15 protein-coding genes are annotated in these 16783 nt (G+C 40.7%); 7 read left to right on the forward strand and 8 right to left on the reverse strand.

The annotated features are described in order from the left end of the window. Nucleotides 1-227: 227 nt before the first annotated feature. The 3 genes from HUZ36_RS16375 to HUZ36_RS16385 form a co-directional block, all read right to left on the reverse strand. Entirely contained in the window at nt 228-995 is a 768-nt protein-coding gene (locus tag HUZ36_RS16375) for a toll/interleukin-1 receptor domain-containing protein (protein ID WP_176033428.1), read from the reverse strand. A gap of 120 nt (nt 996-1115) precedes the next feature. Continuing rightward, complete coding sequence (locus HUZ36_RS16380; protein WP_176033429.1) at nt 1116-1559, reverse strand: hypothetical protein; 444 nt, start codon at nt 1557-1559, stop codon at nt 1116-1118. Nucleotides 1560-1676: 117 nt separating this feature from the next. Beyond that, a complete protein-coding gene (locus HUZ36_RS16385; RefSeq protein WP_252094775.1) occupies nt 1677-1907 on the reverse strand; it encodes a hypothetical protein in 231 nt (76 codons plus the stop codon). 245 nt (nt 1908-2152) lie between these two features. On the opposite strand from HUZ36_RS16385, the gene HUZ36_RS16390 reads away from it, so the two are divergent. Then, complete coding sequence (locus tag HUZ36_RS16390) at nt 2153-3124, forward strand: integron integrase (protein ID WP_176033430.1); 972 nt, start codon at nt 2153-2155, stop codon at nt 3122-3124. A gap of 204 nt (nt 3125-3328) precedes the next feature. Here HUZ36_RS16390 and HUZ36_RS16395 read toward each other — a convergent pair whose 3' ends face one another. Continuing rightward, nucleotides 3329-4000, reverse strand: a complete 672-nt coding sequence (locus tag HUZ36_RS16395) for a hypothetical protein (protein ID WP_254879571.1) — start codon at nt 3998-4000, stop codon at nt 3329-3331. A gap of 303 nt (nt 4001-4303) precedes the next feature. Between HUZ36_RS16395 and HUZ36_RS16400 the strand changes: the two genes are divergently transcribed. Next, on the forward strand, nt 4304-4921 hold the full coding sequence (locus tag HUZ36_RS16400; protein ID WP_147390938.1) for a hypothetical protein: 618 nt from the start codon (nt 4304-4306) through the stop codon (nt 4919-4921). Between the two features lie 48 nt (nt 4922-4969). Here the strand turns inward: HUZ36_RS16400 and HUZ36_RS16405 are convergent, their stop codons facing one another. Then, on the reverse strand, nt 4970-5791 hold the full coding sequence (locus HUZ36_RS16405) for an aminotransferase class IV (RefSeq protein WP_176033431.1): 822 nt from the start codon (nt 5789-5791) through the stop codon (nt 4970-4972). 107 nt (nt 5792-5898) lie between these two features. Here HUZ36_RS16405 and HUZ36_RS16410 point away from each other — a divergent pair, with 107 nt between their 5' ends. Continuing rightward, nucleotides 5899-6825, forward strand: coding sequence for a LysR substrate-binding domain-containing protein (locus HUZ36_RS16410; protein WP_147390936.1), 927 nt, complete (start codon nt 5899-5901; stop codon nt 6823-6825). On the opposite strand, the gene HUZ36_RS16415 is transcribed toward HUZ36_RS16410, so the two are convergent. The 3 genes from HUZ36_RS16415 to HUZ36_RS16425 all read right to left on the reverse strand — a co-directional run bounded on the left by HUZ36_RS16415 (nt 6787) and on the right by HUZ36_RS16425 (nt 9441). Further along, nucleotides 6787-7407 (reverse strand): LysE family translocator, encoded by a 621-nt coding sequence (locus HUZ36_RS16415; RefSeq protein ID WP_125253422.1) that lies wholly within the window; start codon nt 7405-7407, stop codon nt 6787-6789. The genes HUZ36_RS16410 and HUZ36_RS16415 overlap by 39 nt on opposite strands. Nucleotides 7408-7510: 103 nt before the next feature. Next, entirely contained in the window at nt 7511-9124 is a 1614-nt protein-coding gene (locus tag HUZ36_RS16420) for a PepSY-associated TM helix domain-containing protein (RefSeq protein WP_176033432.1), read from the reverse strand. Beyond that, nucleotides 9121-9441 (reverse strand): hypothetical protein, encoded by a 321-nt coding sequence (locus HUZ36_RS16425; RefSeq protein WP_147390934.1) that lies wholly within the window; start codon nt 9439-9441, stop codon nt 9121-9123. Before HUZ36_RS16425 ends, HUZ36_RS16420 begins: the two co-directional genes overlap by 4 nt. A gap of 496 nt (nt 9442-9937) precedes the next feature. On the opposite strand from HUZ36_RS16425, the gene HUZ36_RS16430 reads away from it, so the two are divergent. The 4 genes from HUZ36_RS16430 (at nt 9938) to HUZ36_RS16445 (ending at nt 16781) form a co-directional block, all read left to right on the forward strand. Further along, the gene (locus HUZ36_RS16430; protein WP_125253419.1) at nt 9938-11986 is read left to right on the forward strand and encodes a TonB-dependent receptor; all 2049 of its coding nucleotides are present in this window, start codon (nt 9938-9940) and stop codon (nt 11984-11986) included. 148 nt (nt 11987-12134) lie between these two features. Then, nucleotides 12135-12836: a substrate-binding periplasmic protein gene (locus HUZ36_RS16435; protein WP_368659803.1), complete on the forward strand. Its 702-nt coding sequence runs from the start codon at nt 12135-12137 to the stop codon at nt 12834-12836. A 578-nt stretch (nt 12837-13414) separates the two neighbouring features. After that, the gene (locus tag HUZ36_RS16440; RefSeq protein ID WP_176033434.1) at nt 13415-15565 is read left to right on the forward strand and encodes a DUF6351 family protein; all 2151 of its coding nucleotides are present in this window, start codon (nt 13415-13417) and stop codon (nt 15563-15565) included. Nucleotides 15566-16037: 472 nt separating this feature from the next. Then, complete coding sequence (locus HUZ36_RS16445) at nt 16038-16781, forward strand: hypothetical protein (RefSeq protein ID WP_176033435.1); 744 nt, start codon at nt 16038-16040, stop codon at nt 16779-16781. Nucleotides 16782-16783 lie beyond the last annotated feature (2 nt).

Here is a 16783-nt window from a genome sequence, read left to right on the forward strand (position 1 = left end):
ATTTTTTAACGCTAATACCTTTAAGTGTTCGTCAATATTCATTAGTTACTTCCTATCTATAATGAAATTTTCACCAATATGCTTTTCTAATCCGTAAGCTCAATTGGCTTATAACTTCAGCTTAAACCGCAGACAACGCAACAACCAAGTTACCGCATTGCGCCTTAAACACTCAACTTACCGCAAACCAAAACTGCCACGCGTTGGCTGTCGGTTTGAAGCTTTTGTTAGCGTCGGTTTAAAGCCATCAATGTTTCAACTTCAGACAAATACCATGTAGCTTCTTGTCGTTCCAATAATCTATCGCTATGTGTTGATATATTTCTGAAACTTACTACTTTTTGAACATTCACTCTTTCGCCATTCGGCTTTCTGGTTCTAAGTAAGCCTTTCTTTAACAGCACATTTAGGACTACTCCAAGACTTTGCCTTTTCAAAGGTTTCTTTTTGAAATATCCATAACCAAGTAGCTTAACTGATAGATCCTTCGAGTACTTTTCTAACTGTACCGACGCTGTAACAACAGCTTCATTAAAATGACCATCACCAATAAGCAATCTAGCACGATTAAGAGGACAAATAGTTACAGCAGACTTTCGTAACACTCCCAATATCTTTGATACAGTGGCTTCAAGCCCATCGCTAAAGTCAGCCGCGAGCAAATCACCTAAGGTCGGTGAGAATTTAATTACTTCATGTTTCGCAACGTTGTGCCAGATTGGGAGAATGATTTTACCTTCTTCGATCTGCCTTGCTTTTAGACCCTTAAATTCCTCTTTCGTCCATTTTTTATTCATAAAATGTTGACTAATAACAACAGCAGCAAATGAGGACTCGGCAAGTCCTTGGTCGATTGATTCAGAGAGACTGTCACCCAGTGTCAGAGAAAACTCATCATACCAAACATCTACCCCATGATTCCTTAGAGATATAGCTAAAGGGCGAGCTACTAACTCTTTATCTTCACTAGCATGACTAATAAATAGATCCGGCACCTTCAAATCCTCCTATCATTAAGACGCTAACGCCTCGCATAACGGGCTAATAATGCTTGGCTAAAATTGGTGAGGCACGAACCAAGCCAAGCTTTATTAGTCCATGCGTTGATGCGTTTGTTAGCTTCCGTGTTTAATAAGAAACTGCAAACACTCAGTTTTAATTTCATCTGAATTGCCATAAATTCCCAAGTTTGCATCAGCCAATTCGTCCCAATAACACATCATTTGACCTTCAATTTGAGAATCAGGCGCGTACCCAGAAAATGCCATGTCGTATAGCTTTCTAGTAACTCGCTCATAAGTTGTTTTATTTCCTTGAAGTCCCTCAGCAAACAAAGTGAAAGCGCGAGCACCTATTTCGTTTAATTTTTCATGCTGCTCGAATTGGTTCAACAGGGAAACGATTTCATAAGTATCCTTGGCAACGGAAATATCAAACAAACGAACATCTGGTTCAGTAGATTCTAAGATAATTTGATCTGCCCAATTTATTGCATCTTGTTTTGTTAAAGCTCGGCACTCAAGAGCCAAAATCATAGAGCTGATTTCTAATTTATCCATAAGGAAGCTAACGCCTTAATAAACGGCGGAAAATAGCAGGCTAAACTAAGCGAAGAATGAGCGCAAGCCTGTTGTTTTGCGTCCATTGTTTAATTAACTTGTTATATTTCCAATGAACTAACCTTGGAAATCCCAAGGTATTTCTTTTTTAAATAATTCTATAGAAGCTTCAACAACCTCTAGTGGTATATCTTTGTTATAACTTGTCACTTCACGCGACTTTTTTGTGTCATCACGAAATATCTCAAGTATCAACTTACCCTTGAAGTAAATCTCAACTCCTATTCCGTCTCGACCGTTACTGACATCACTTGCAATCGTGACCTCATACTCATTGTTAAGAATCACGACAGACTCCAAAGGAAATATAACAATTTAATATCGAGCGATTGGGTCGTTTGTCTGCCATAATCTGTCTCGCTTTTGTCCTCTGACCATTAATATCAAATTCAGAAAGTATTTACCAGCCTTGAAGTTACGCTGTATTGCTCTGAATGTATACACGGCAAGAGCGACCCAATGGGTCGTTTTCTTGACTATAGGAGAAACGCAACAATACTGTATATAAACACAGTCACTTTGAGGCTGGCTCAATGAGAACGCGTTCACCATTTCTAAACCACATCGCTGAGTTTATGCTGACTAAGCAATATTCGCTTAGAACAGTTGATACATATCTTAAATGGATTTCTTCCTATATTCATTTTCATGATAAGCGTCACCCAGCTTCAATGGGTGATAACGAGGTTGTCCAATATCTCGACTACCTTGTTCTTAAATGTAATGTGTCGCCTAAAACACAAGCGACAGCGTTAAATGCATTATCTTTTCTGTATAAACAAACAATTAAACAGGATTTGTGTCCTAATCTAACGTTTGTCAGAAGCAAACGCCAATCTAAGTTGCCAATTGTTATGACCCCTGAGGAGGTTAAACGTCTCATGTCGTTTTTAAGTAAACGATATTATTTAATTTCAGGTTTAATGTATGGTAGCGGCTTACGTGTAATGGAAGCTGTGCAACTCCGAGTTCAGGATATTGACTTTGACTACAAGTGCATTCGGATCTGGAATGGGAAAGGAAATAAACATCGGGTGGTTACACTCGCCACAGAGCTTATACCTTTGCTAAGAAATCAAATTGCTCAGGCTGATGAATACTTAAAATTAGATTCCCAGAATGAACATTATGCTGGAGTTTGGATGCCAAATGCACTAGCAAGAAAATATCCTAACGCCAACAAATCAATTGCTTGGCAGTATCTATTTCCCTCATATAAGTTAAGTGCTGACCCTGAAACTGGCGAGATCCGCCGACATCATTTTCATCAAACAGGAGTAAGAAAAGCGGTTAAAGAGGCAGCCAAAAAAGCACAAATAACAAAGCCTATAACGCCCCACACTTTTAGACATTCATTTGCTACTCATTTACTACAAAGTGGTGCAGATATCAGAACCGTGCAAGCTCAACTTGGTCATTCCGATGTGAAGACAACGCAAATATATACCCATGTTTTACAGCAAGGCGCTAAAGGTGTTGTTAGCCCTTTAAGCAAAATTTTCTAGCTTGTTTTGGGGCATAAATAAGTTAGTGGAACGTGCGCTTCGTGGAACAAAAGTAACGTTGATGACCGTCTTTTATTCGCTCAAAACGCCTGTTAGGTAAAATCTAATCCCGTTCTTTTTAAACGGTGAGATTCGGGTATGGGCTACTACGTTTTATACCTGGTAAAAAGTGCAAATCCTGCTAAACAATAATGATCACAGCAATCAAGTCGCGCCGGTTACTGGCATATCCGAATCAAAGCCAACACTGGTAAACAGGCTATCTAGTTCAAGCTCAAAATCTTTGCGATTCAAATCCAAAGATTTTAGTGCTGTCCCACCAAGTACGGTTTCTTGGCCTCTTTCTAATCGTGCATGTAAACTTGCTATTACCGTACGGATGCGATCTCTATCTTGCTGTGCTAGCGCTTTTTGACTTTCGGTTTCATGGTCGAGCTTGGCTAACATTTCCAACCGTTCCGAGAGTTCTTTATATGCCAAGAAGTCCAGCTCTAAATTTTTAAACAGTAGTAACTGAGATTGATCTTTACTGCCGATCGTGACTTTTATCGGGTTGACCATAATGTCCGCTAGCAGTCTTTTAAGCTCCTCAAAGGCAGCTTCATCTTGTTGTGCGAGACTTGCAAGATCAAACAAAACCTCATGCTCTGCAAAGTGGAATTTCAGTGGCTCTTGCTCATTTTTATGGTTTTCTATCTCAACAGCAGGCTTAGCTTGTACCGCCTCTATCAAATTTTGTTCAAACGATGCTGTCCGTTGTATTTTTGTATTTGCATCAAATTGGTAGTCTTCACTGCTTAGAGCAATCTCAGGCGTAGCGCTAATTGTAGCCTCGCTAAGCCCAGGGGCTTGTGATCCTATAAAAAATATCTGCATGAAATAATCAAGGTTTAGTTAGCTAGATAACTAGTCTTAGCAAGCACTATTCCACCTCAATACCAACTAAAAACAGGTCAAAAGAAAAGCAATAGGTAGTTCCACGCTTGATATTTCAGATAAAAACCTAGCTTCACAGGCAATTCATTGCCACTTTGGTACGTTTTATTGCCTCAAGAGTAATGGTTGATCAAGTGACTGCTTAATCTAGCCATGCTTTGCTTCATGCTAAGTCGCGACGGCTAGTAATTTGGTACAAACCTTGCTGGATAAATATCAACCACCCAATGGATGTGTTAAGCCATGAAACTAACAAAGGAAGAGTTATTGTTTATTAATCGAACGTTGACTAGTCATCCCACTGAGCAACAACGGCCATCAGACAATATTCCAAAGCAGGCGCAGCAAACTTATGCGGAAATTAAAAAGTTACTGGCAAGTATTTCGAGTCATTCACAGTTTTGTATCGTGGCTAAAAACGACAATGAGCACGTTGAGTTTCCACTTACCAATCTATCGAGCCTGATTGATTTACTCGAGCATAATGTCGAGGCTCCGAGTATTCTCGAAGCCACACAAGCAGGCTCAGCGCGCAGTTGGCGAACTTGCCCTTCGACCCCTGTTAGATTGAGAGTCTCCTCTCAATACATGCCCTTTAATATCGTTTCTATTTCACAATCTGGTGGGCTGCTGAATACTTTTCCCTTCAAAGCAAGCGCGATCCAAGCCAATTTAGCCCGTCGGATCGCAAAACTATACCTCGGTGATCCTATTCCATTACTTGCAAAGATAAACTCCATAAAAGTGATCACTCCGCTGGAGCTTGCCATCTCTTTTACTATGGATAAAGTAGACAATAGCAGGCTCAAAGCATTTATCCTACATAACTATATACAGCGAAAAGGTTTTGATAAGACGTGAGTTAACCTCATCCAAATCGATTCCCACGTACTGTCGGACGGATACTAACTATCTAAAGTTCAGATCAGTTAACCGAGTCACGACAGCATTATCATGTAACGTTCGTAGTAATGTATAAAAATCATAGTTTAATTTAAGTTTTATCCCATCAAGCTCCGCGATGGGAACACAGGGCGTCCAAGAGTTTAGTAGTGCAAGCCCATCTAGCTGCTCTATTTCACTTAACGAAATATCAACACAGCTTTGCTTTATTCCAGCTTGTTGCGCCATTGCTTCTATGATTTGCATCATGGTGCCGTGTAACTTAGGCCCTTTCGGCCAGACTAACCCTTCCCCATCCCACCCCACAAGATTCCAAATGCTGCCTTCCAATACTCGGTTATTGTGGACAAAGATGGCATCATCAAAACCAGCGTTATGTGCTTCACGCATAAAGTAAGTCTTTGCGATTTCACCCACATGTTTAGTGTCGGCTAGTGGGCGCTGATATTCAAAAGATTTCAAACGCATAGGCCCAGTTGGACCATTATGTGCTGCGCTTGTTTTAATCATAATATTGAGTTCTGCATCTTTAGATTTTTGCGTAAATTCACCGTCCGAACTAAATACTGTGATTAAGATTGAGCTGTCCTTTGGGGCCTCTCTTATAGCGGCTTGTAACTGCTCTATCACATCACCCTCATTCAATTCCATTGAAAATAATTTTTGTGAAGCTTGCAGTAATCTTGTCATATGGAACTCGAATCCTTTCACTACATAATCTCGCATCTGCATCGCAGTAAAATGTGCATGACCTGTAAATGCCAACTGCTCTAATACCTCTTCTTTGGCAACATTACCATTAATAAAAGTAGTAAACTTATTTTTCATTTCACTAGTCCAAATACCTCTGTGTGGTATTATTCTCGCCAAAGTAGAAGGCTTTGAAAAACGAATTGTTTTTTCAGCGTTACAAATTAAATTTGCAGAGATATTAAATGAAGTACTTAAGTGGCTCTCTCTTTCAAATCTTGGACGCGAGTTTGCGGCTCAAAAACTTTTCAAAAGTAGCTAACGAACTTGGACTTACACCTGCAGCCGTGAGCTACCAGATCAGACAATTTGAAAGTCGACTTGGTTTTTTATTATTTACGCGACACCCTGGAGGTCTCGAAGTGACCAAAGAGGGTCAGATCATTTGTCAACAAGCTTGCGAGTCGATTACACAAATGCGTTCGGTAATAGAGCAAGCAAAACGGCTCAACCAAGATGCTAAAACATTACGCATTACAGCAAGCACACGCTTTGCTACTCAACTGCTTTTACCTAATTTAGCTCGCTTGAAATCAATAACCCCTGATACAGACATTGAGATTGATATTTCAGATAAAATACGACCACTGGTACAGAGCGATTTTGATATAGCAATACGCTTTTGTGATGGTAAGCCGCAAGGCGCGGTTCGAGTAAAAAAAGTAATGAATACCAGTCTAGTCGCTGTTTGTAGCAAGGCTTTATGGCAACAACATCAAGCCTTATTAGCAAGTCCTAAAGCATTTCCACAATTTTTATTATGCTCAGTTAAGTGTCGCGTCGGTACGTTAGAGTGGCCAAGTTGGTCAACTTGGTTCGAAAGCTTGGCAAGCGTCGATTGGCACAATGCTGAGCATCTTACATTTGACGAAATGACCCAAGTGATCCAATTTATACAAGACGAAAACGCAATTGGCCTAGTCGAGCCCAAACTGGCTGAGAAAGAAATTTCCAACGGTCGATTGGTTCAGCTGAGCAAACACGAGCTCACTATTCCTGCGCCTTACGCATATTATGCTGTAATTCCTGATAGGCGCGAAAATAGTGCGCCTGTCCAAAAATGTGTTCAGTGGCTACAGGGATTGGTAAATAACTCGTATCGCGAGCAGTAAAAAGGCGCAGCCGAGTATTTTATCAATCACCGCACGCTTTGCTGTTAAATCAAATTTATCCCTTGCTGAGGCACTGGCCACCGAGACAAAAAAATACCATAAGGCGTCTATCGTAAGCACTGTGATACACATGACAAATCCGACGAATAGTGTCATTTTTTCGGGGTCTATAAACTGTGAGAAAAGTGCGACAAAGAAAATGGCAAGCTTTGGATTCAAAAAGGCAATTGCGAACCCGTCTTGAGCTGCTTTTCGGTATGAGCTAGCTCCATCAGCATTTGACACACTGAGACCCTCACTTTTACTTGTTAGGATTTTAATCCCCATCCACGCGAGGTATGCAGCCCCACCATAAACCAAAAACTGATATATAATTGGAAATTGGTGGATCAACCCAGACAAGCCTAAAATGGCTAAACTTGCATAAATTCCCACACCAACACCATGTGAAAGGCTCGCCACAATGCCGTGTTTAGCACTATGAAATAAGCTGTAGCGCAATACAACAGCCAAGCTAGGACCCGGTGACATCGCACCGAAAGCACAAATAGCGGCCAAACTTAGCCAAGCAGTAAGTTCCATAATATTTCCGTAGAGAATTTCAAAGCGCGTAGAATAACAGAATTAAGAAAATAGATGATAGTTTACAAGTAAAAAGGAGCAGATTGCTCCTTTTTTATGTTGATTATGCAGATTGAGATTGTAGCGTTTGCTCATCCTGCGACTGACCAATAAACCAGATGCTATTAGGCTCACCATAAAGTGCTCGAAGCCTTGTTTTATCAGCCATTTTCCAGAAAATGACACCAAGGATCGCAGCACTTAGCTCCAGAACCACCGATGACCAACCAGATGCTGGCCAAATACCTAGGCTTGGCAACATCATCGCAATAATTGAAGATAGCGGCAGTGAAAAGCATAAAATCGCGATGCTTCTTTGTGACCAAATTGCGGTTTTACTTATGCCAAAAATAAATGCAGACATTAGCGTAATAAAGAAGCAGAGATAGTAAGCCCACATATAGACTACATTTATATTTAACGCTGTCAGCGCCACCCATTTAGTCACCGCAAAAGCCGCAGCGACCCCAAGCATCGCACCCATTGCGACGCCAATAGTGAGTTTACCCATAATCTGAGTAGATTTAGATTGCTCGGCCTGCTTTTGTTTACGCCGCTTTTCGAGCCAGAGTAAGTTACCAGTGTAAAATAATACGGCTCCCAGCACGCCTAGGAAAAAATACACCCACCGTCCTATCTCGCCACCATAGCTTCCAAAATGAAGACCAAATAGTGTGGTAACTACCGCTCCCCAAATACCTTGATCGCCATTAATTACACTGCTCGTTGAGATTTCAAACGTATATGGATTCATAAACAAGAAGTCTGTTTTTGGTCCACGCATCAGATACTCATCACTTACCAGTTGCACCGAAGCTGATGGGCTTTTACTGTTTAGGCGGCTAAGTGTGATCTCTTTGATTGAGTGTTCTGGTGCATAAACTTTCGCTCTTGCCACTATTTCTTCAATGCTAGGCAAATGCGCTACGTTAAATTCAACCTTGGAGGGGGCGTCACGCGCGAAAAGCGGTTTATCGCCATATAGCTTACTTAAGCCACCATAAAGAATGTCGTGAAATGCAAATACAATGACGGTAAGCGCTATAATAATATGAAATGGTAAGCTAGTGATCCCAATTAAGTTATGAGTATCCAACCAAAAACGACTTGCCCCTTTATTATCCCTAAGTGCAAAGAAGCTTTTGACCAATGTAGGTAATAAAAATATCACCCCAGAGATCAACGCGATGAAGTACAAAATAGCAGCAATACCGAGCACATACACACCCGCTTGATCATGGCCAATTTCCCCTGCAATGCCCGCGCTTCGATGTAAATAATCAACCAAAGCAGAGAGCTCGTTGATGTAGCTCGTATGCGCCTGCAACTCTCCAGATTCATCCAATGTGCCATGCCATAGCTGTTTATCTAAGCTTAGTCCTCTTGCACTCCCTTGCTGATACCAAGTAATAGGAGATAGCCCCTCCTCAAAACTCACTTTTAGTCCATTTTGAGACTCGGGATATTGTGCTAACACACTGTGAATTAATGTATCATATTGAGTCGACTCGACTTGTGGTAATTGATGAGATGGTGGCGTCGCCCATTTATCTATGGAGCTTGCAAACATCGTAATGGCACCAGCAAAAAAACCTATAAACAACAAAAGTCCTGTCGTGATCCCGGTCCACGTATGAACAGCCTGATAAATTCTTAGAATGTCTGCTCTTACCTTCATGCTATCCCTCTCACAAAATACAATAATACATAAACCAGTATGTTTGCTCCACCTAACCAAATTAGTGCTTGCTTTGCGCTTCGAAACATAAATACAAAGCTCAGAATTAACAGCCAAATAGGTGGTATGATCCACATATTAAACTGAGTACGCCAACTATGTTTTTCTACACTAATGGTTTGGGTAAGGCCATCACTACCAAGCCATGCAAATAACCCTACCATTCCAAAACTCAACGCAAGTCCAAATACAGCACCAGCGAATATTTTCCCCCACCAATCAGGTTGGACTTTTTCTGTCGTGGCTAACCTACTCATTATGATTTCCTGAAAAGCATCAAAATAGTCAGTGGGATAAGTGCAGTCAGCGCCATTACAGCAACTAGCCAGCTAAATAAAACAGCAGCACCAACAAATAACTGAAATGCACATGTGAAAGAGATAGTCATCAAAACATAGCCTACGACCCTAGCTTTTTTGGGTAGACGTTGACTCAACAAGCGTTGGTGTTTGCTGGTGCAATAAATCAGCGTAATGGCAACAATCAAGAGAAGGACAAAAAACAAAATTACCAAAGTAAAACTCCGTTTCACATCAAAAAAGGATGAATAAAGCATGAGAATTATAGCGCGTGTTTTTATTTCAGCAACACAAAATACAATTGATATGATAATCATTTTTGTTTAGAATAAACCAAAAATGACAACAATCTGTGTCTCTAGCCTATTCGTAGCCTAGCGTGTAGATGTGTATATCTTGATTGCTCAGGCAATTATCTTAAGAAAACTACTATCAGGTAAGAAGGATCACCTCGGTGAATAAATACTCTCCAAATAAGTCTCTCATAGCGCTTTGTGTCTCAACCGCACTACTCTCTCCTCTTAGTTACGCCGATGATGATAAAGAAATCGAATCTATTGAAAAAATCATCGTATTAGGCGAAAAAACAGCACGTAGTCTAAAAGATACCGCTTCTTCCGTATCTGTAATTGATGAATCTCAACTCAAAGATCTAACGCACTTAAGCTTAAGTAGTGCAGTTTCTGAAATCGCCAATGTAGTTGTACTTTCAGGTGCAAAGCCAGATATTCGCGGTGTATCAGGCAATGGTTCGGCAACCGGGTTCAACGGTGTTTCTGGTGGTGCTAAAGCAAGAGTTTCAACCATTACCGACGGTGTGGCTGAGCCATTTATGGCTGATTTAACCGGTGATACGGGAATGTGGGATGTAGAACAAATCGAGGTATTTAGAGGACCACAATCTACTAGCCATGGCCGAAACAGTATCGGCGGCGCAATGTTTATAAAGACCAAAGATCCCTCTTTTGATTGGGAAGGTGCAGGTAGAGTTGCATATAGAAATAAAGATAGTTATATAGATAAGTCGATTATGCTATCTGGGCCGCTTATTGATAATGAGCTGGCATTTCGTATTACTGGTCAGCGTGTTGACGGTGAAGACTACGACAACAGCATTGAGTACAAAGATAACCCACCTAAATTTGACCTAAACGAACTCAATACAGAAAAAGCCAGATTTAAATTATTGTGGCAACCTAGTCAATTTGAGGGAGTAACGGCACTGCTTAGCCATTCAATTGCTTTTGAAAAAGGTAACACAGGCCGTACAAACTATATTGCAAAGGATCCTCGCGCTTTCATCCCAGCTTGGGAGCGTTATATGGATACCAATTCAAAAACAACTAGTTTAAAAATCAACCACAAGCTAAATCAAAACCTTGATTACGAAATTTTGATGGCAGCGATGGATTACAATTTCGGCTTTGATTCTTATGAAGCTAATCCGAATTTTGAACAAATCATGAGAATGAATGAGGACAATGTAAACGTCGAATTCAAACTCAATTACAACGCAGACCTTTTATCAGGCTTCATTGGTTTAGCATATTATGATAGAGAACAAAGTTATCATAGTGACGGCTTCGCTAACTATTTTGGCAGTGATGACAGCAAATCAAAAGCCATATATGGGGAGCTAAGCTATAAACTAAACCCTGATTTTACGATCATCACTGGGGCACGTATTGAACAAGAATCACAGTGGCGTGATATTCACTTTACTACTGCTCAGGGGGTACTAAACTCCCTACTCGATCAAGACAAAACAATTCGCTTACCTAAACTGGTTTTACAATACAATGTAAATGATAAAACCACAGCATCTTTTAGTGCTAGACGAGGGTATAATGGTGCAGGTGGCGCATTACAATGGGAAACTGGAGAGTATTATTATTACGACTCAGAAACCGTTAACACGTATGAACTGGGTCTAAGATCGGCATTGAGTAATGATGTGAATATCAGCGCTAATTTGTTTTATAACAATTACGATGGTTACCAAGCAAATGATCCTCAATATCGTATCTCCAATATGGATACTGTGATCACCTACGGTGCTGAATTCGAATTTTCCGCGATGTTAACACCTGATCTTCAGGTTCGAGGCGGCGCGGGGGTATTAAGAACCGAAATACAAGATACCAGCGTAAAATTCTCCGCATTTGATGGTAACGAGTTAAGCTCAGCGCCAGGCTTCACAGCCAATTTAGCAATTAAGTATTGGCTCACTGATGAGCTGCATGTTGGCCTTAGCACCGTTAAAGTAGATGAGTACTACGGTGAAATCGGCAATACTCAAGAGCGGATCGCAGGCGATTACACGCTGTCTCGCTTTAATATCGATTATGAAATTGACAATTGGTTGATTGCTGCCTTCGTAAATAATGTTTTTGACAAAGAAGCATACACTCTGGTTTCACCGAGCAGTCGTCGCTACGAATACGGTTATGTTGGTATTGTAGACCCTCGCAACATGGGTATTTCAGCTACTTACCGCTTTTAACTGTAAATCGACTAAATCTCAATGATATAAAGCGCAACATCATCATGTTGCGCTTTTTCTTATCTCAAATTAACCTTAGAGGAGGATAGTTAAGATAGTTTATTAAATGCGGGTCTTCTTCTTTTTGTTCGCTGTGTTTGTGTGTACAGTGTCCCAAGCAAAAACAAATGAACACATAATCAATATATGCTTTGAGCGTTGGTGGCCTTATAGTTTTTTTGACCAACACAAACAGGCGCAAGGTATTGAGGTTGAAATCATAAAAGTAGCGCTAATCGATAGCGACTACAAATTGGTTTTTCACGAACTTCCTTATCGCCGTTGCTTGGCTGGTGTTGCCAATAACACGTTCGATTTTACGCTACATGTTGATAAAGCTGATGGCTTTGCTACTTTGAATATGTCTTTCACTACATGGCAGCTTTCTCTTGCAGTCACCCGTGGCCGCTTTGCATCGCCAGATGATTTTTATCAGCTCGCGGCACCACGAGTGATGATTTCAGAAGACTATAATTATCCCGAGCAGGTCATTAACAGTCTCAAAGCTATCAATGCAGCCATTGTTGAACGCTCATTTTACGAACAAATCCATGAAGACGGCAAAATATTTTTCTCCGTACTAAATAACAATAGAGTTGATGCCGTGTTAGTTGACAAAGTGTGGGCGTTGGAGATGATCAAACACCATCAGCTCGCAGTCACATTTTTACCCAGTCCATTTCACGCTGAGCCCCAGTTTATGGGCTACAAAAGCAGCAATCAGACGCTAGCAGATTACGTAGGAGCAAAGCTCCATAGGGTAACACCTGAGCAGATCCAAACCATAAAAACAAAGTATTTAGGAAACTAGACGCGGAATACCTGTAACAAGCTTAGGCATTTTAGCTATCAACTTTTAGCTTAGTTACACGTATTACAATTTAATGAGTCAACATCATACATATGCACCAACATTCTGCTTTATATAACCTTTTTATTGCTGTGCATTTTATTTATGTTCAAATAACAAACAAATAACCACACTTCATTTGAGCCGTTCTACACTTAAGATATACGTCTTATAAGCGTTTGCTCATTGAATATGGTGCCTACTTAGAAATACAGAAACCGTACCGATAATGAGATGAAGATTATCCCAAGTGGTCGTGAGTACGTGAGAAGTATTAGTGCCAAAGCAATAGTGTTGATACCCATTTTTTCGATCTATGCGGCTTCAAGATACCCATATTTATATGGTAAATACCACTGATGTTATCGCGTGCTTCAAAAAAGAAGTCTGGACAAAAGGTAAGTGTCTTAATTTCAAGGAATGAGCTACGTCAATAACTTGAAATCAAGAGGAGCGAATAACGCGCTTCGTAGTGCGATCTGCATTTCTTTAAACGACGCTAAAAGTAGTTTGTTTATCCAAAACATGAGGAGCGACTTATGAAATCACCAAAATTATGGCTCTTTATCGCACTTCTGATTGTGCTTATTACAGGCTCAGGATACTGGTATTGGCTGGAGAGTGAGCGTCAGCAAATCTTAGGCGTTAAGGGGATTGCCAGTAGTGAAAATACAGCAATTCTTGACTTTTATCCTCATATTTCCAAAGCAGAAAGACCCAAAGATCCCTTTGAATTCCCTATTTTTGTCGGTAAAACCGGCCCAGCAACCAGTTTATATTCTGGGCCTAATCAGTATCCTTTTTACTGTATGACTGTGGATTCCGGCCTCGGCCAACCAGACGTTGATAACCAAGATGGTGTTGGTGTTCCAGTGCTTAGCGAGCAATCTGGTAAAATAATGGGTTACAGCAAAGACTGTACAGTTAAAACGCGACTACAATATTTTCAAATAACTGAAGATGAGCGTATTACACCCGTAGACGCCACAGCAGATCTATCACAATCTGGGCTACTGCTGCGGGTAGAGCAAGGTACAATTAACCGCTTTATCTACACCATAGTGATGCCAATAAACGCAGAAGAAATTGGCAGCCAGCATGGTAAAGCAAAATGGAACCAACGGCTAATTTACCAATTTAATGGTGGCTCAGGTATTGGCTATCGCCAAGGGAGACAAAAAGCAACTCGGGTAATTGACAGGCAACTAGAGCAGCTAAAGCTGGGCTATGCCGTGATAAGCTCAAGTGGTAACAAAACCAGTTATACCTATAACATGTTATTAGCTGAAGATACTGCTAGACGGGTCAAAAAACAGTTCACGAGTTTATATGGCGAACCACTTTATACCGTTGGTATTGGTGGTTCTGGTGGTGGAATAGCTCAATACCTCATTGCCCAAAATAGCGATGGGATCTTAGATGGTCTAATTCCATTGTATAGTTACCCAGATATGATCACACAAACCACTTATGCCCTTGATTGTGATCTGCTAAATAACTACTTCACCTTTCGTGCTAATGACCGTAACGCATGGCGCGATTGGACCCGGCGTCGTCATATAGAAGGAATGAATGCCATTAACGACTTTCCCCAACGAGCTGGCTTTTTACAACCACTAAACCAGTTGATGTCGGGGTTCGTTCCCTCATTTCCTGATGGCAACAGTGAGTGCATTAATGGATATTTTGGCTTATCTGCTTTTATTAATAACCCAAGGCAAGGATTTTTGAGGCCTTTTTTCGCAGACTCGGTTGTAGAAAATACAAATTGGAGTTACTGGCAAGACATGGCTAACCTATTTGGTACCGACGACTCTGGAATGGGGCTGAGTACGTGGGATAATCAAGGTGTCCAGTATGGTCTGGAAGCGTTAAAAGCGCAGCAGATCACCCTAGCGGAATTTATTGATATCAATAAAAACATCGGCGCGTGGAAGCCACAAGCGCAAATGCAGCAAGAAAAGATAGCCCTGCCCTTTGGTCATAACCTACCAATTTGGTTAACACTTTGGGGGAATCACAATATCACAACACCGGATGACACCGGTGTAGCACCTCGGCACCAAGGCAGCCTGCAAGCAATGGAAAAAGCTTATCGCTCTGGCCAAGTATTTATCGGTAAAGTCAATTTACCCATTATTGATGCTCGGCATTATCTAGAAAATGAGTTAGATATGCACCATATGTCAGCTTCATTCTACACTCGATTACGAATGGAAGCTGCAAACTCAACCCCTAGCAATCAAGTGATTTGGGTAGCCCATCAATCATTTAACCCAACAAAATTGGCATTTGAGAAAATGGACGAATGGCTGCTTAACCTAAAAGAAAACCCGAGTTTATCAGTAGCAGACGCTAAACCTGCAACCCTTTTTGACACTTGCTATGACGAACACGGCAATGTTATTGCTAGCGGTGACACTGTCTTTAATGGGATCTGGAATAATCAGCCTCAAGGTACCTGCACAGCCAAATACCCGATGTTTTCTACCAGCCGAATTCAAGCTGGTGCAAGCTGGGCTGGAGATATTTTTAAATGTCATCGCATTTCGATTGACCAAGCTATCGCCAAAGGGCTATACACAGGTATCGATATCGCACCAGCGGTTCGCGAATTAAAACAGATTTACCCGGATGGTGTGTGCGATTACAGTCAACCTGACATGGGAAGACCGCAAGATCTGCATTAATGACACGTAGGAGGTATTATAGCCTGATACCTCCTTTGCTAGTTGGTGTTGTGATGCTGCTATTATTCTCATTCTTCACGTTTTGCGATACGTATACTTGAAGTAAAAAGATACTTATGTTTTTCTGCTAATTTGTAACCTTGAAGATAAAGTAGCAGGAACTTGTCTTTTTCGATAGCCTGAGGTTTGGATAATGGCATAAGCGAATGAGGTCAAGCCGCAAGGCATATAGCCGACAAGCGAGTCTCTGCTTACTGAGTTGCCACTTAGAAAAACTCTACTGAATTTACACCGCATCAGCGCATGCAAAGAGCGCTATAACTTACTAATTCTCCATATACCTCAGATATATAGTATTGCTTTTAATTACTCTCCACCATAATATGTTACTACATTGTTGCGATTCATTACTCTCACATTTCGCACCATACTGTTGATTAAGCGCACGCGCTACCAAAACTAGAAGAAAAGAATGTCTGCTAAATACCAACCTTTGCCCACTGACTTTGACGCACTAGCCGAAGAAACTTACACAAAATTCAACAAACGAATAGCTATATATCACCAATTACACAAGTTAACTCGTCGGCTTGCTGTCATTTCCACCATGTTCATTATCCCAAGTTTTGTCTACTTTTTATCTTCGCTTGACGTATTTTCTGGTACATCTTTTGAGAACATCAGCGATATAGGCGAGACCGCTATTATAGGCTTAGCTGCAGATAGTTTCTTAGGCTTGTGGTCAGCTATTTTAATCTGTACGTTTTCACTTTTCTTCATACTTATTTTATTCAAAGCGCTAGTAACGGATAAAAATACAGAAAAAGATACATCACCAATAAAAATTATATTAAAAGATTTCTATCGAATTTATTATCTAATTACCACTCTCGCACTCACCACCCTGATATTTATCGATTTTAAAACACTGACTCCATACTACTTTATTTTAGGCTCCACCATTTTCATTGTAAGTTATTCTGTAAATCGCAAACTTGGCTATACCCGTGCTTGGTCGAGAAAAAGACTTTATATCGAGCGATTGCATGTGATTGTCGCTCGCCATAAATCAGGCGTGATCTTTAGAGATAAGGCAATGGAAGAGCTACTTAAACTAATAGAGCAATACGAGATACAAACGCATCAAGATATTGTTAACGACTATATCCGTTATGGTGACTCTGCATTAAGTTCATTGAAAGGGTTAAGGAAGTAAAC

It is taken from the genome of Pseudoalteromonas sp. McH1-7 (assembly GCF_013366255.1).
Lineage (GTDB): Bacteria > Pseudomonadota > Gammaproteobacteria > Enterobacterales > Alteromonadaceae > Pseudoalteromonas > Pseudoalteromonas peptidolytica.

Coding starts and splice junctions, on each gene's coding strand:
- HUZ36_RS16380 (WP_176033429.1), bottom strand. CDS start 1,559: ATGGATAAATTAGAAATCAGCTCTATGATTTTGGCTCTTGAGTGCCGA.
- HUZ36_RS16390 (WP_176033430.1), top strand. CDS start 2,153: ATGAGAACGCGTTCACCATTTCTAAACCACATCGCTGAGTTTATGCTG.
- HUZ36_RS16395 (WP_254879571.1), bottom strand. CDS start 4,000: ATGCAGATATTTTTTATAGGATCACAAGCCCCTGGGCTTAGCGAGGCT.
- HUZ36_RS16400 (WP_147390938.1), top strand. CDS start 4,304: ATGAAACTAACAAAGGAAGAGTTATTGTTTATTAATCGAACGTTGACT.
- HUZ36_RS16405 (WP_176033431.1), bottom strand. CDS start 5,791: ATGAAAAATAAGTTTACTACTTTTATTAATGGTAATGTTGCCAAAGAA.
- HUZ36_RS16410 (WP_147390936.1), top strand. CDS start 5,899: ATGAAGTACTTAAGTGGCTCTCTCTTTCAAATCTTGGACGCGAGTTTG.
- HUZ36_RS16415 (WP_125253422.1), bottom strand. CDS start 7,407: ATGGAACTTACTGCTTGGCTAAGTTTGGCCGCTATTTGTGCTTTCGGT.
- HUZ36_RS16420 (WP_176033432.1), bottom strand. CDS start 9,124: ATGAAGGTAAGAGCAGACATTCTAAGAATTTATCAGGCTGTTCATACG.
- HUZ36_RS16425 (WP_147390934.1), bottom strand. CDS start 9,441: ATGAGTAGGTTAGCCACGACAGAAAAAGTCCAACCTGATTGGTGGGGG.
- HUZ36_RS16440 (WP_176033434.1), top strand. CDS start 13,415: ATGAAATCACCAAAATTATGGCTCTTTATCGCACTTCTGATTGTGCTT.
- HUZ36_RS16445 (WP_176033435.1), top strand. CDS start 16,038: ATGTCTGCTAAATACCAACCTTTGCCCACTGACTTTGACGCACTAGCC.